The 13,797-nt window shown below is 31.7% G+C and carries 15 protein-coding genes; 4 read left to right on the forward strand and 11 right to left on the reverse strand.

Annotated features, from left to right (window positions below):
* Nucleotides 1–519, reverse strand: a complete 519-nt coding sequence (locus tag C1X07_RS14405) for an RNA polymerase sigma factor (protein WP_103070737.1) — start codon at nucleotides 517–519, stop codon at nucleotides 1–3.
* 103 nt (nucleotides 520–622) lie between these two features.
* Between C1X07_RS14405 and C1X07_RS14410 the strand changes: the two genes are divergently transcribed.
* Nucleotides 623–1,687 carry a hypothetical protein gene (locus C1X07_RS14410; RefSeq protein ID WP_103070738.1) on the forward strand — a complete coding sequence of 355 codons (1,065 nt, stop codon included), beginning with the start codon at nucleotides 623–625 and terminating at the stop codon, nucleotides 1,685–1,687.
* Between the two features lie 471 nt (nucleotides 1,688–2,158).
* Nucleotides 2,159–3,214 (forward strand): hypothetical protein, encoded by a 1,056-nt coding sequence (locus C1X07_RS14415; protein WP_128755282.1) that lies wholly within the window; start codon nucleotides 2,159–2,161, stop codon nucleotides 3,212–3,214.
* Between the two features lie 294 nt (nucleotides 3,215–3,508).
* Here the strand turns inward: C1X07_RS14415 and C1X07_RS14420 are convergent, their stop codons facing one another.
* The 10 genes from C1X07_RS14420 to C1X07_RS14465 form a co-directional block, all read right to left on the reverse strand.
* Nucleotides 3,509–5,185 (reverse strand): amidase family protein, encoded by a 1,677-nt coding sequence (locus tag C1X07_RS14420; protein WP_103070740.1) that lies wholly within the window; start codon nucleotides 5,183–5,185, stop codon nucleotides 3,509–3,511.
* Nucleotides 5,186–5,283: 98 nt separating this feature from the next.
* On the reverse strand, nucleotides 5,284–6,237 hold the full coding sequence (ftsY, locus tag C1X07_RS14425; protein WP_103070741.1) for a signal recognition particle-docking protein FtsY: 954 nt from the start codon (nucleotides 6,235–6,237) through the stop codon (nucleotides 5,284–5,286).
* A 122-nt stretch (nucleotides 6,238–6,359) separates the two neighbouring features.
* Complete coding sequence (locus C1X07_RS14430) at nucleotides 6,360–6,512, reverse strand: DUF4295 domain-containing protein (RefSeq protein ID WP_101449883.1); 153 nt, start codon at nucleotides 6,510–6,512, stop codon at nucleotides 6,360–6,362.
* Between the two features lie 6 nt (nucleotides 6,513–6,518).
* On the reverse strand, nucleotides 6,519–6,701 hold the full coding sequence (rpmG, locus tag C1X07_RS14435; RefSeq protein WP_103070742.1) for a 50S ribosomal protein L33: 183 nt from the start codon (nucleotides 6,699–6,701) through the stop codon (nucleotides 6,519–6,521).
* Between the two features lie 29 nt (nucleotides 6,702–6,730).
* A complete protein-coding gene (gene rpmB, locus C1X07_RS14440; protein WP_103070743.1) occupies nucleotides 6,731–6,967 on the reverse strand; it encodes a 50S ribosomal protein L28 in 237 nt (78 codons plus the stop codon).
* 658 nt (nucleotides 6,968–7,625) lie between these two features.
* Nucleotides 7,626–8,873 (reverse strand): CinA family nicotinamide mononucleotide deamidase-related protein, encoded by a 1,248-nt coding sequence (locus C1X07_RS14445; RefSeq protein ID WP_103070744.1) that lies wholly within the window; start codon nucleotides 8,871–8,873, stop codon nucleotides 7,626–7,628.
* 3 nt (nucleotides 8,874–8,876) lie between these two features.
* Nucleotides 8,877–9,215 (reverse strand): Hpt domain-containing protein, encoded by a 339-nt coding sequence (locus C1X07_RS14450; protein WP_103070745.1) that lies wholly within the window; start codon nucleotides 9,213–9,215, stop codon nucleotides 8,877–8,879.
* Nucleotides 9,216–9,827 (reverse strand): fumarylacetoacetate hydrolase family protein, encoded by a 612-nt coding sequence (locus C1X07_RS14455; protein WP_103070746.1) that lies wholly within the window; start codon nucleotides 9,825–9,827, stop codon nucleotides 9,216–9,218. It lies immediately after the preceding gene.
* Between the two features lie 24 nt (nucleotides 9,828–9,851).
* Nucleotides 9,852–10,631 carry a 3'-5' exonuclease gene (locus C1X07_RS14460; RefSeq protein ID WP_103070747.1) on the reverse strand — a complete coding sequence of 260 codons (780 nt, stop codon included), beginning with the start codon at nucleotides 10,629–10,631 and terminating at the stop codon, nucleotides 9,852–9,854.
* Between the two features lie 81 nt (nucleotides 10,632–10,712).
* Nucleotides 10,713–11,399 (reverse strand): metal-dependent transcriptional regulator, encoded by a 687-nt coding sequence (locus C1X07_RS14465; protein WP_103070748.1) that lies wholly within the window; start codon nucleotides 11,397–11,399, stop codon nucleotides 10,713–10,715.
* A 726-nt stretch (nucleotides 11,400–12,125) separates the two neighbouring features.
* Here C1X07_RS14465 and C1X07_RS14470 point away from each other — a divergent pair.
* Both C1X07_RS14470 and C1X07_RS14475 read left to right on the forward strand, forming a co-directional pair.
* Nucleotides 12,126–13,043: a metal ABC transporter solute-binding protein, Zn/Mn family gene (locus C1X07_RS14470; protein WP_103070749.1), complete on the forward strand. Its 918-nt coding sequence runs from the start codon at nucleotides 12,126–12,128 to the stop codon at nucleotides 13,041–13,043.
* Nucleotides 13,043–13,780, forward strand: a complete 738-nt coding sequence (locus C1X07_RS14475) for a metal ABC transporter ATP-binding protein (RefSeq protein WP_103070750.1) — start codon at nucleotides 13,043–13,045, stop codon at nucleotides 13,778–13,780. Before C1X07_RS14470 ends, C1X07_RS14475 begins: the two co-directional genes overlap by 1 nt.
* Nucleotides 13,781–13,797: the final 17 nt, after the last annotated feature.

Consider the following 13,797-nt stretch of genomic DNA (forward strand, 5'->3'; position numbering starts at 1 on the left):
TTATTTTAGTTCTCCAATTGATTTTTTTAAGTTATTATATGCCATATACACCCTATTCTCAATTGCTTTACGTGTAGTCCCAAGCATCTCTGCTATCTCTGCCTGTTTTTTTCCTTCAACTTTATTTAGCAAGAAAGCAACTCTCTGATCTTCTGTCAAAAGACTTAGTGCTTTTTGATATTTTTTCAGAAATTCCTTTTCCTCAAGAACAAATTCTGGAGATTCATTGGTATATTCTTTTGGTTTGATTTTTTTATACTTTAAAACTACCTTTTGATGCTTTATTTCATTAAGCATCATATTACTAGCTACTTTAAACAAAAACCCTTTAGCACTATCGGGGGGCACTTCTTTACATTTATCTAATAATTTCACAAAAGCATCCTGTACCTTATCTCTTGGATCACAAGACTCGCCAAACTTATAGTAAAGGTATTTAAGTAAATCATGTGAATACTCCCTATAGATCACAGAAAAAATATTATCATCACAAACATTCTTATGTAATTTTTCGGGCATGAAAAGTTTCTTTTTTTAGTAAATGTAAAAAAATACAGAATAAATAAAGGGATTTTTAAACGTTAGTTGTTTTTATATCATAAGACACGACGAAAATAAACCTATGAAAAATCAAAAGATTTTTAATCTACTTCTTATACCCGTGATTACAATAATCATTTTATTTTCTTGCCGAAATGATTCTGATATCCACATAAAGGCTCCTGCTGAGCAAATTCTTAAATCCAATTCGAAGGTAGCAAACTTAATATCAAAGATTTCTATGAATGATGGATCTATAGATAATATAATTGACAAGTTAACTTGCTCGACTATAAAATTACCAGTTACTTTGATTGTAAATGGATCTGAAGAGATTATTAACATCCCAAAGGATTTTAGAATCATTAAGCATATTTTTATGGAATTTGATAATGATGTCGACAAATTGGATATTATTTTTCCTATAACCCTTATTTCAAATGATTTTTCTGAAACTATCATTGAAAATAACAACCAATTAAAAGAACTAACTAAAAATTGTAGCAACAATGATGGAAGTGATGATGAAGATATCGAATGTATTGATTTTCAATATCCATTTTCAGTTTCGGCTTTTAACTTTAATAACGAGTTAATTGACACGTATATCTTAAATTCAGATAAAGAGTTTTATCAATTTATCCAAAGTCTTGACCCAAAAGATATCGCAAATATAGACTTTCCTATTACAGTAGTACTTTCTGATGGTACAGAAATCAGCATTGTTGATCTTGAAGATCTCGAAAACAATATTGAAAAGGCAAAAAATGATTGTGATGAAAACGATCTTACAGAAGAATACTTCACACAGGTTATCATCAATAAAACTTTAAAAATACAGAAGTACAAAGACAATCAAAATAATGAAACTAACAATTATTTAGATTACATATTTGATTTCTCTGAAGATGGTACTGTTATAACAACCAATAACAGTGACAGCAGTATTACCAATGGCACATGGTCTATATCTACAAAAGCAGAAGGTGGATTAGACATATCTCTTGATTTTAACAATGAAGAACCTTTACACAAATTAAACCGTAAATGGAATGTTAAACAAATAAAAAACACCCGAATAATGCTTGAGTATAGCAAAGAACAAGGTATCAGTAAAGATGAATTGTTTTTTGAGCAGATGAGATAAATTCGGATTCAATAAATAAATCCCAAAATTATGAGAAATCTTTTTAAAATAATTCCTACACACAAAATCTTAATTTATATCATTCTAATGATAGTATATTGTGTGCTATTGTTTATGATTTCTTTCAAATTAACAATCATTTAAATGTAAATAAAAAAAATAACTAGTGTTTGGAACACAGTATACATAAACCTCTGAAAAATAGATTAAATTTCTCATACGTAATATTATTATTCTAGGACATCAGGGGTTTATTTTAAAGTTTTGTTTTTAGTAGTAAAGAAGGGGTCATCAGGTAAAAGATGGTCTCTTTTTTTTATATAATTTTATAAACTATAATTTACCCATGACTATTGCAATTTACCTTTAAGAAATTCAAAACATTAGATATAAATAAAAAAAAATAAAATATTTAAAGGGATTTTTAAAAGTTAGTTGTTTTTATAATACAAGGTTTTCTAAAACATCAATATGAACACATCAAAAAGCAATATTTTATTTTTTTTGCCCCTAGTAGTTATGATGATCGCTTTATCATCTTGCAGAAACGAATCTGACTTGATCGTTGAGGCAGATGAAAATCAAGTCATTAAACCTGATTCAAAAATAGCCAGTTTGATGTCTAAGGTTTCTATGAATGATGGATCTATAGATAATATAATAGATAATTCTACATGTTTTACAGTAAAATTACCTATTACTGTTATTGCCAATGGATCAGAAGTATTGGTTAGTTCTGTTGCAGATTTTCAAGTGATTGAAGACATTTTTATGGAATTTGACAATGATATTGATGAATTAGAAATTATTTACCCTGTAACGCTTATTTTAATGGATTACACAGAAATTTCTGTGGAAAACGAAACCGAGTTAGAAAACATAAATAACAGCTGCAGTCCTACAGATGAAAACCTTGAATGTATAGACTTTAAGTACCCTTTCTCGGTTTCGGTTTTTGATTCTGAAAGTGAACTTATACAAGTACTATCTTTTAATAATGATAAAGAACTTTTTTTATTTCTTAAAAATTTAAAAGAAGAAGATATTACTAGTATAAAATTTCCTATCACAGTTATTTTTTCTGACGATACAGAAATTATAGTAAATGACATAGACAATTTACAACAGATTATTGAAGATACTATAGATGATTGTAACGATGGAGATACCACTACCGATTTGTTTGCACAAACAATTATTAATGGCAGTTGGGAGGTTCAAAAATACAAGGACAATCAAAGTAATGAGACTAAAAATTATAAAGATTTCATCTTCACTTTCTTAGAAAATGGCTCCATATCAGTTGAAAACACTTCTACCAATGAAATAACAACTGGAAGCTGGTCCACGATCACTCTTGCTGATGGAACTATAAATGCAAACCTAGATTTTGGAACACAACCTCCATTAGATAAGCTTAATAAAAGTAATTGGAATGTTAAAAAGGTACAGGATAATAGAATTATGTTAGATGAAAAAGATAATGACGGAATCAGCAAAGACGAGCTATTCTTCAAAAAATTATAACGCAATAATAAAAGGGTCCCAAACAAAATTATAGAGCTATGGTTTTAAAAAATAAAATATTAATCGGAGGAGTTTTAATAATTACGTACTGTATTTTTTTGACTTATATTTTTTTAAGTAAAATTCAATAACAAATTATAAATGGGAAATAATTGTATTGAAATACAGTAACAGTTTTATAACTCGTTGAAGAAGGGGAGGTATAGCCGAAAACACTGCTAAACCTTAAATTACCTCTAAAAATAGCTACATATTTTTAGAGGTTTTCTTTTTTAACATTTTGTATTTCCAAGACTATTTGTACAGGGTAGGTATTTTTCTTTCTTTTGTAGCTTTTTCATACGCATACGCCAATTGTAGCAATTTAGATTCAGAAAAAGGCTTAGCTATAAAAGTAAGCCCCCTTGGTTCTCCTTGCTCAGTATACCCCATAGGAACAGTAATCGCAGGATATTTTGCAACAGCCGCATACCCAGCATGATAATTATTTATAGATAATACTGCATCCAATTGAAGATTATCCAAATACGAATCAAAATACTTGCGAGCTATCACCTTTAGATTCTCTTTTATAACGTTCAATTCTTTTGCACTAGTACTATCTGAAACAATACCATGAAATAATTGCTGACCATATGGGATTCTTATCAATGTGTCTTCTAAGTTAAAAGCGATCACATCTTCTATACCTTTGATAGTGACATCATTCCCTGCTTGGGTATTAATATAATCCGGAAGATCATTTCTCATATCTATATTCAAGATATTTAGAAAACCTGGTAATTGCTCTTGCTCAGGTTCAATTTCTACAATCACTCCTCCTGATTTACTTATTTTTTCAACAGCTATTTTATAAACAGAATCTTCCAAAAGTCCTTTAATTACTCCAAAGCGTTTTTCTTTTAATGATCCCTTCTTCAGCTCGGTTACAAAATTTTCTTGTACAGCTACAGATACCGAATCATTTTTGTCTACACCAATTATTGCGTCTAGTAAGATTGCATTATCTATCACATTTTTCGTCATAGGTCCCGGAGTGTCTAAGGTACTCGAAATTGGAACAATACCGGTTCTACTCAACACCCCAATTGTTGGCTTCAACCCTACCACAGAATTTTGACTAGAAGGTGACAAAATAGAACCACTGGTTTCTGTACCTATTGATGCAACACAAAAGTTTACAGCTACTGTCACTCCACTCCCAGAACTTGATCCACCAGTTTCAAAAATCATTCTACCATAAGGATTAAGTGTTTGCCCCCCTATAGCACTATAACCAACCGGGCAACCTGAACATAAAAAATACGCCCATTCACTCAAGTTTGCTTTGCCTAGAATTAATGCCTTTTTATTCAATAGTTGCTCTGTAATAAAGGCATTTTTGGCATTATTATCCTCTAAAGCAATTGCTCCAGCGGTTGTATTCATCCATTCTGTTCCAATATTATCTTTTAACAAAACTGGCATTCCGTATACCGAGTATATATTTATATTTTTTTTATCAATTTTATCCAATACTCTGGCTTGTTCGACTACCTTAGGATTAAGAGAAATTACAGAATTTAGCGATAAGCTATTATCACTTTCATACTTTCTAATACGATAGATATAAAAAAGAGTAAGCTCTTCATAGGTTAATTTACCATCTTTTATATTTTGTTGAATGGTAGGTATATTTTGCTCGAGAATAAGATCTTTTAACTCATTATAATTCTCTTCCGAAAAAAATCTAAGTTCGGTTTCTAATGCTTTCCAAATACTATTCTTATCCAACACCTTAGAATTCACTAATTTTAGATGCATTCTAGTGTTTTCAAGCCTTTGCGTAGCGGCAAGGTCTTCTGTTTCATCATAGGGCTGCCAAACTACTTTAGGCTGAATCTCTGAATTCTGATTTGTATGTGTTTCTTTTTGTTTTTTACATGAAATAAAAAGAAATATCAAAACCAAAAGACTAAGTGTTTTTCTCATAATAGTATGTTTTTAAATACTTTGCAGCTGCTGAAAGTATAAAAAAAGGTGTTGAGAATAATTCTCAACACCTTTTTTTAACAATTCTATAACAAATGCTATTTAAAAAATGAATCTACAAATTCATACTTATTAAATACCTGAAGGTCTTCTATACCTTCTCCAACACCTATATATTTTACCGGAATTTTAAATTGATCACTAATTCCTATAACTACTCCACCTTTGGCTGTACCATCCAATTTGGTTACTGCTAATGATGTTACCTCTGTAGCCGCCGTAAACTGTTTTGCTTGCTCAAAAGCATTTTGCCCAGTAGAACCATCCAAAACCAATAATACATCATGAGGAGCATCTCCTATCACTTTTTGCATTACTCGTTTTACTTTTGTCAATTCATTCATTAAATTGATCTTATTATGTAATCTACCTGCCGTATCTATAATTACAACATCTGCGTCTTGGTTTACCCCCGATTGTAACGTATCAAAAGCCACAGAAGCTGGATCACTACCCATATCTTGTTTTATAATAGGAATATCAACACGATCTGCCCAAACCTGAAGTTGATCAATTGCTGCAGCTCTAAATGTGTCTGCCGCACCAAGTACCACATTTAACCCTTTGTTTTTTAACTGGTATGCTAGCTTACCTATGGTAGTGGTTTTCCCAACACCATTTACCCCAACTACCATTAAAACGTAAGGCTTTTTACCTTTAGGAATCTCAAAATCTGTAGCCTCTCCTACATTAGTTTCAGAAAGTAAACCCGCTATCTCCTCTCTTAAGATTTGATTCAATTCATCCGTCCCAAGGTACTTATCCTTTGCTACACGGTTTTCTATACGCTCTATAATCTTAATAGTAGTTTTTACTCCAACATCACTAGTGACCAATATTTCTTCTAGGTCATCTAATACATCATCATCTACTTTGGATTTTCCCGCAACCGCCTTACTTAACTTTGAAAAAAAATTAGTTTTAGACTTCTCTAATCCTTTATCAAGTGTTTCTTTTTTTTCTGAAGAAAATATATTTTTAAAAAGCCCCATCTGTACTATTCTATATGCTAAAAATTAAATACTAACCGGTTAGTTATATTGTTTAAATATAAAAAGAAAGAGCCATTCCAATATGATTGAAACGGCTTCTTTTTAAAATATCTTGTACGGAATTACTTTTTCTTTAAAAAATCATTAACCGCCTCTGGCGCCATAATTGATTCTACAAAAGTATAGGCTCCTGTTTTTGGAGATTTTACCATTTTTATGGCTTTAGTTAATCTCTTTGACCCTGTTTGTAACGATGCTACCGATTTCTTTGCCATCTCTTATTATTTTATTTCTTTATGAACAGTCATTTTCTTCAAGATAGGATTAAACTTCTTTAATTCTATTCTATCAGGAGTGTTCTTTTTGTTCTTAGTTGTAATATATCTTGATGTACCTGGTTTACCAGTAGCTTTATGCTCTGTACATTCTAAGATTACTTGTACTCTGTTACCTTTCTTTGCCATTGTAAGTATCTTTTAAAAAGGAAAGTTATTTACTTAATAAATCCTTTTGCTCTTGCTTCTTTTAAAACCGCAGAGATTCCGTTTTTATTTATATTTTTTAACGCTGCTGTTGACACCTTAAGTGTTACCCAACGATCTTCTTCTGGAATGTAAAAACGCTTTTTAATTAAATTAGCATTAAATTTACGTTTAGTTTTATTCATCGCGTGAGAAACATTGTTTCCTACCATTGCTTTTTTACCCGTAAGCTCGCAAACTCTTGACATCTCTTCTTAATTTTGGTGTTATTTCAAAACAGGGTGCAAATTAACGAATTATTTACCGAACTACCAATAATAGTTTAGTAATTTTTTATTCTTTTTTTTCTTTGAAATACATGCTGCAAAAAAACAAAAAATACGGGCTTTACATAATTCAAAAGTTTATGAGTACATCTTCTTTAAAATCAGACAACTCAGATAATACAATTCTGATTATTCAATACACATTAGTCCGATAATTATAAACGACCAATATACATAAACTTTACATAGTTTTCCTTTTTACACCAATCCCATTTTATAACAAACAAAATCGATGAGCAAATTTGCTCATCGATCTCTCCCTTTTAACACTTATAAACCAATTATTCAAACACTTATTTTTGTAGCCCAATTATCTATCTGTAAATTAACCTAAATCAGTTATCTAATTATGACTATTTATTTACAATAACGTTTTATTTATTTTTATAGTTATCCTTATTTGAATACTGTAAAACTACTTTAAATTATCGTTAAAAAAAGTGGATAATCGTTGAAGTGTGTATTGCTGTCGATAAAAACATATGTTTCCTAAGACAAGTAGTATTGACATATACCATCTCTCCTGATAATACATTACAAGGAGTCCTTATTACTTTACCTTACTCATTACAACTTATTGTCACAAGCTTAACAACTCATTAAGAAGAAGCTCAAAAGACTTGTTTACTGCATTACCAATGGTTCGTTCTCTAAGGTTACTGAATAGAAACTTTTTTGAAAAAACTCTACTCGGAGTTGCTATTGCAATAAAAACTGTTCCTACCTCAACATCTCCATCCCCTTTTGAAGGACCTGCATTACCAGTAGTAGCAATAGCATAATCAGATTTAAATTTTTCTTTTACAGACAGTGCCATAGCTTCTGCTACTTGAGCACTGGTTACTGTATACTTTTTTATCACACTTTCATCTATTCCCAATATATCAATTTTGGATTGCGTGGCATACACAACTACTCCTCCATTAAAATACGAAGATACTCCTGCATTAGCAGTAAATGATTCTGCAATTTTTCCTCCTGTGCAACTTTCTGCTACAGCAATAGTTTTGGATTGTTCAACCAATAATTTACCAATTCTAGTTTCTATAGTTTCACCATCCTCATAACCTATAATAATATCACCAATCAGGCTTTTTAATACAACTATTTTTGCTTCTATGGTTTCATCCAGAAGCCTTTTATCTACACCGCGACCTGAAAGACGTAATCTTACACTTCCAAAATTTGGCAGATATGCTAGCTTAATAAAAGAAGGTAAGCTTGTTTCCCAGTCTTCAATCTTTTCGGCAAGTGCACTCTCACCCATGCCATAGGTAAGTATTGTTTTATGAACAATATAAGGTCTATTAAATCTTTTTTGTAACCTTGGAAGCACCTCTCCCCTCATCAACCCCTTCATTTCATACGGAACTCCTGGCATAGATACAAATACCTTATTCTCTTTTTCAAGCCACATTCCTGGAGCAGTACCATAAAGATTCATGAGAACTGTAGACGTACTAGGAACAAGTGCTTGTTGTCTATTTACATCAGAAATTGGAGTAGAAACATATTTTGCAAATAGTTTTTCAACATGCTCAAGCACTTCATCATTTTGCACTAATGTATCATCAAAATACTCACAAATTGTATGTTTAGTAATATCATCATTAGTAGGCCCCAGACCACCAGTTACCAAAACTACATCTACCCTACTACGCGCTTCTTCTAATGCACTAAGAATATGCTGCTTATCATCTTTAATAGATGTAATTTGATACACATCTATACCTATTTCATTGAGCTCCTTCCCTATAAAGGCAGAATTAGAATCAATAACTTGACCGATTAAAATCTCATCCCCTATCGTTATTATTTCTGCAAGCATATTCTAACTAAAATCTGCTTTCAACTCTTCAAGAGCTCCATTTACTGTAGATACTATTTGATCTAAAACAGGGATAATTTGTTCTTTTGCTTTATTAGTTTTTGACCAAGCTTCTATCTGTTTAATTTGTGATAAAAGATCAATATCAAATAATTGAAGATTAGGTTTCATCTTATGAGCATACTGATATGCCATCTGAGGATTATCAGCATTCACAGCCTGAACCATACTATCAAGATCAGGTGGTATCTCCTCTAGAAAAGTTTGCACCAGTACAGCTATAAACTCGTTATCGCCTCCTGATAGTTCATTAACATTTTTTAAACTATATCCTTTGCTCATTTACTTTACTTTTATTGAAAAAAATTGTTGGTTATTTATATACCCAGTCAAAATATCATTAGGTTTTACAACTCCAACACCTGCTGGTGTACCTGTAAATATAATATCTCCAATCTTTAAAGTAAAATATTTTGACACATATTCTATTAATTCATCAATCTTCCATAACATAAATGAGGTATTCCCTTTCTGAACCACATCTTCATTCTTTTCTAAACAAAAATCTATATCATTAATGTTTTCATATTCTTTTTTGGACACCCACTTCCCCACTACTGCGGCACCATCAAAGGCTTTGGCTTTTTCCCATGGCAGCCCCTTTTCTTTGAGTTTAGTCTGTAAATCACGGGCTGTAAAATCTATCCCCAAACTTAATTGATCATAATATTTGTGAGCAAATTTTTTATCAATATGTTTCCCTACCTTACTTATTTTTACCAAAACCTCGACTTCATGATGTATATCATCTGAAAAATCAGGGATAAAAAACGGTTGTTTTTTTAACAATATAGAAGTGTCTGGTTTCATAAAAACCACAGGATCTTCTGGTCTTTCGTTCTCTAATTCTTCAATATGATCAGTATAATTTCGACCTATGCAAATAAGCTTCATGGTATAAAATAAATAAAATAGTAATTACAAATTTAAACTATTATTTAATCTACGCAGCCTGATTGCCGTAAGAACCTTTTTAGTATACAATGGAAAATCTGCATTTTGGATCCACCCAAAATACCCTGGTTCCTCTTCCATTATCTGTTCAACCAACTTACCTTTGTGTTTTCCAAACGAAAAAACTTCTTTTCCATTCTCATCATATGCTATAAAACCTGCAAAATCAGCAAACTGTTTTCTTGAACTAAATTCTGCCAAAAACTTAGTATCGTTTTCTAATTCTGGATACTTATCCAATTGTGCTTTTAATACTTCAAAAGTAGCTAGTGTATCTGCTTCTGCAGAATGGGCATCTGTCAAATCTTTATCGCAATAAAACTTATATGCGGCAGACAATGTTCTTTTTTCCATTTTATGATAAATAGTTTGAACATCAACTGCAACAGTATTTTTCATATCAAAATCCAAGCCTGCTCTCAATAACTCTTCTGCTAATAGTGGAATATCAAATCTATTAGAGTTAAACCCTCCTAGGTCACAGCCTTTTATCATTTCGCTGACCTTACTTGCTAATTTTTTAAAAGTAGGCTCATTAGCTACTTTATCATCATCGATACCATGCACTGCAGTAGTCTCCGGAGGGATTGGCATCTCGGGGTTAACCAACCAAGTTTTACTCTCCTGAGTACCGTTGGGAAATATTTTTAGAATAGAAATTTCTACAATTCGATCTTTAGAAATGTTTACACCGGTTGTTTCAAGATCAAAAAAACATATCGGTTTTTTTAAATTAAGCTCCATAAATTGATTCTGTGATACTCAAAGATAACTGCTATTCTTTAACATTCTTATAGACTAACTCTATTTTAACATTTACAAAAACTATACAACCTTCTTTACGAATACATTATCCGCAAATTTTCTTGTAACCGTTTCTATAGTTTCATTAAACTGAATGCGAATAGACTGGTCAAATTCTCTAACTTCTATAATTTTTATCTCACTACTTAATGCCAAACCTATCTCTGATACATATTTCAAAAAATTAACAGAACCATCATCTACTGCTACAAGCTGACAAACATCTCCCTCTGACAATGAGGAAAGTGTTATTTTTGGCACAACATAATATTCTCCATCTGCACTAGGAATCACTTCTCCGTGAGGGTCTTTTTTCGGAAAGTCCATATACCGATCTAATTCATCAATTAATTTACGAGATTTAATATGCTCTAATTGCTCTGCTACCTCATGAACTTCATCCCAGGTAAAATTGAGGTAATTACATAAAAAAGTTTCCCATAACCTATGTTTACGAATTAAACGAACAGCAATAACTCTTCCTTCTTCAGTTAAATCCAACTTACCGTACTTCTCACTTACCACATATTTTTTTGCTTTAAGCTTTTTGATCATGTTATTTGTTGAAGCAGGAGAAACCTTAAGATAGTCTGCCAGTTGATTATTACCCACTTTGGAAGAGTTATCATCAATAAGTAGCTGAAACAAGGCTTTTAAATAATCCTCTTCACTTTTTGTTAAATTATTCAAATTTAATTTGTTAGTCATAGCTTACTTTTTTAATTTTGTGGTAATAAACAAAGCAAAAATACTAAACCTAATAGAATTAAAGGGAACTCTTTTGAATACTGATTTATGTATTTAAGTATAAAAGCTGTTATTTATTGAGAAACAGTTAATAGGCTATAACTATAAACTAATCTGATAAAACAGAACAGTCGATTCTATCTATCAAAAGGTACGTACATAGCACGTAGACACCCTTACAAAAAAGACAGTAGCCTTTGGACTACTCTTTTATTAGATAATAGACAAATTTGGGCTGGAGAGAATATGAAATTTTGCAGAAATCATATTAAAGAATAATGATCGCATCACAAGTAAATTATTATTAACTATTAAGAAAAAAGAGATTATAAAAACAAAAGGGATGTTAACAAATTTTGGGTTTTTCCTTACCAGTGATGATTCAAACGAAAAATCAAGTTTTCTAAATAGACTAGTAACCCCATTAATAGATTCCTCTCTAAAAGTTAACGATCTACTTTTGCTTGTTTACAAACCCAATACCATGAACAAAGCAGGTATCTATACAGAGTTAAATATTAACTTATTCAAAAGCATCCAAGTCAATTGCCTCAAAAATATAAGCAGTCTATATTCGAGAAGTAATTTTATATCGTAAGGCATGAAAAGTTAGAGTTAACCGATCAACAAATTTTGTTATTAAGTACCATAATAAATGCATGACTATCAAATTAAATTTTAAAAAAAATGATCAGAAATTTTTTTATACTATCTATACTTATCACCTCAATAATCTCTTGCAAAAAAGAGGTGAAAAGTAAGAATCAAAAACTCGATGTAATCACTACCACTTCTATGATTACGGATTTGGTTAAAAACATTGGTGGTAATTTAATTGAAGTCAAAGGGTTAATGGGTAGCGGGGTAGACCCTCACCTATATAAAGCCAGTGAAGGTGATGTTTCTAAACTAGTAAACGCTGATGTAATTTTCTATAACGGCTTACATCTTGAAGGAAAATTAGTAGAAGTATTTGAAAAAATGAAACATCAAGATATCCAGACCATTGCCATTGGAGAGAGCTTAGATAAGAACATATTAATTGGTTCTGATTATTTTGCCTCTAATTATGATCCTCATATATGGTTTAGTGTCAAAAACTGGAAAACCATTACCAGATTTGTTATAGATCAGCTAAAAACAATAGATCCTAAAAACGCTGAAGCTTTTGAAGCTAATGGAAAGTCGTATTTAGCACAACTTGAAAAATTAGAGACAGAATTAAAAAACACTATAACAACTTTACCCAAAGAAAAACGAATCTTGGTTACTGCCCATGATGCCTTTAGTTATTTTGGAAAAGCTTATGATTTTAATGTAGTTGGTCTACAAGGGTTATCTACAGCAACCGAAGCAGGAGTGCAAGATGTTCAAAAACTAGCTAACTTTATTATTGAAAACAAGGTAAAAGCCATCTTTGTAGAAACTTCTGTTCCTAAACGCACTATAGAAGCTTTGCAAGCTGCTGTAAAATCCAAAGGTCACGAAGTTACCATCGGAGGAACGCTATTTTCTGATGCACTTGGCAATAAGGGAACAAAAGAAGGTACTTATATCGGAATGTTTAGACATAATGTAAATACCATTGTAAATGCACTCAGATAATGAATAACAAAATTGCAGTTCAAATAGATGATCTCACTGTAGCCTACAATTACAAACCAGTATTATGGGATATTGACCTTAGCATACCTGAAGGTGTTTTAATGGCCATTGTGGGACCAAATGGAGCAGGAAAATCTACTCTTATTAAGTCGATTTTAGACATCATCAAGCCTATTGCTGGTAGTATCCAAATCTATGGAAAGCCATACAAAAAGCAAAGGTCTCTGGTTGCCTACGTGCCCCAAAAAGGAAGTGTAGATTGGGACTTTCCTACAACCGCCCTAGATGTAGTAATGATGGGAACCTATGGAAGCCTGGGATGGATCAAAAGACCTGGACAAAAAGAAAAAAAAGCCTCACTTGAAGCCTTAGAAAAAGTAGGAATGCTAGCCTTCAAAAATAGACAGATAAGTCAACTCTCAGGAGGGCAGCAACAACGTATTTTTTTAGCCAGAGCGTTGGTACAAAACGCATCTATCTACTTTATGGACGAGCCTTTTCAAGGAGTAGATGCCACCACAGAAAAAGCAATCATCAATATTTTAAAAGAATTAAGAAAAGCAGGAAAAACAGTAATTGTCGTTCATCATGATTTACAGACTGTCCCCGAGTATTTTGATTGGGTAACCTTTTTAAATGTAAAAAAGATTGCTACTGGTCCGGTAAAAGATATTTTTAATGACGACAACTTAACAAAAACCTACGGAATTAATTATAAGGTTAGTGTTCAGCAATAAGTGCTGGGTAATTAGAT

It is taken from the genome of Aquimarina sediminis (assembly GCF_002895435.1).
In the GTDB taxonomy this organism is placed as follows: Bacteria; Bacteroidota; Bacteroidia; order Flavobacteriales; family Flavobacteriaceae; genus Aquimarina; species Aquimarina sediminis.

What these genes read in the sequence shown, in the direction of transcription:
- C1X07_RS14405 (WP_103070737.1), bottom strand. Translation starts at nt 519, where the DNA reads ATGCCCGAAAAATTACATAAGAATGTTTGTGATGATAATATTTTTTCT.
- C1X07_RS14410 (WP_103070738.1), top strand. Translation starts at nt 623, where the DNA reads ATGAAAAATCAAAAGATTTTTAATCTACTTCTTATACCCGTGATTACA.
- C1X07_RS14415 (WP_128755282.1), top strand. Translation starts at nt 2,159, where the DNA reads ATGAACACATCAAAAAGCAATATTTTATTTTTTTTGCCCCTAGTAGTT.
- C1X07_RS14420 (WP_103070740.1), bottom strand. Translation starts at nt 5,185, where the DNA reads ATGAGAAAAACACTTAGTCTTTTGGTTTTGATATTTCTTTTTATTTCA.
- ftsY (WP_103070741.1), bottom strand. Translation starts at nt 6,237, where the DNA reads ATGGGGCTTTTTAAAAATATATTTTCTTCAGAAAAAAAAGAAACACTT.
- C1X07_RS14430 (WP_101449883.1), bottom strand. Translation starts at nt 6,512, where the DNA reads ATGGCAAAGAAATCGGTAGCATCGTTACAAACAGGGTCAAAGAGATTA.
- rpmG (WP_103070742.1), bottom strand. Translation starts at nt 6,701, where the DNA reads ATGGCAAAGAAAGGTAACAGAGTACAAGTAATCTTAGAATGTACAGAG.
- rpmB (WP_103070743.1), bottom strand. Translation starts at nt 6,967, where the DNA reads ATGTCAAGAGTTTGCGAGCTTACGGGTAAAAAAGCAATGGTAGGAAAC.
- C1X07_RS14445 (WP_103070744.1), bottom strand. Translation starts at nt 8,873, where the DNA reads ATGCTTGCAGAAATAATAACGATAGGGGATGAGATTTTAATCGGTCAA.
- C1X07_RS14450 (WP_103070745.1), bottom strand. Translation starts at nt 9,215, where the DNA reads ATGAGCAAAGGATATAGTTTAAAAAATGTTAATGAACTATCAGGAGGC.
- C1X07_RS14455 (WP_103070746.1), bottom strand. Translation starts at nt 9,827, where the DNA reads ATGAAGCTTATTTGCATAGGTCGAAATTATACTGATCATATTGAAGAA.
- C1X07_RS14460 (WP_103070747.1), bottom strand. Translation starts at nt 10,631, where the DNA reads ATGGAGCTTAATTTAAAAAAACCGATATGTTTTTTTGATCTTGAAACA.
- C1X07_RS14465 (WP_103070748.1), bottom strand. Translation starts at nt 11,399, where the DNA reads ATGACTAACAAATTAAATTTGAATAATTTAACAAAAAGTGAAGAGGAT.
- C1X07_RS14470 (WP_103070749.1), top strand. Translation starts at nt 12,126, where the DNA reads ATGATCAGAAATTTTTTTATACTATCTATACTTATCACCTCAATAATC.
- C1X07_RS14475 (WP_103070750.1), top strand. Translation starts at nt 13,043, where the DNA reads ATGAATAACAAAATTGCAGTTCAAATAGATGATCTCACTGTAGCCTAC.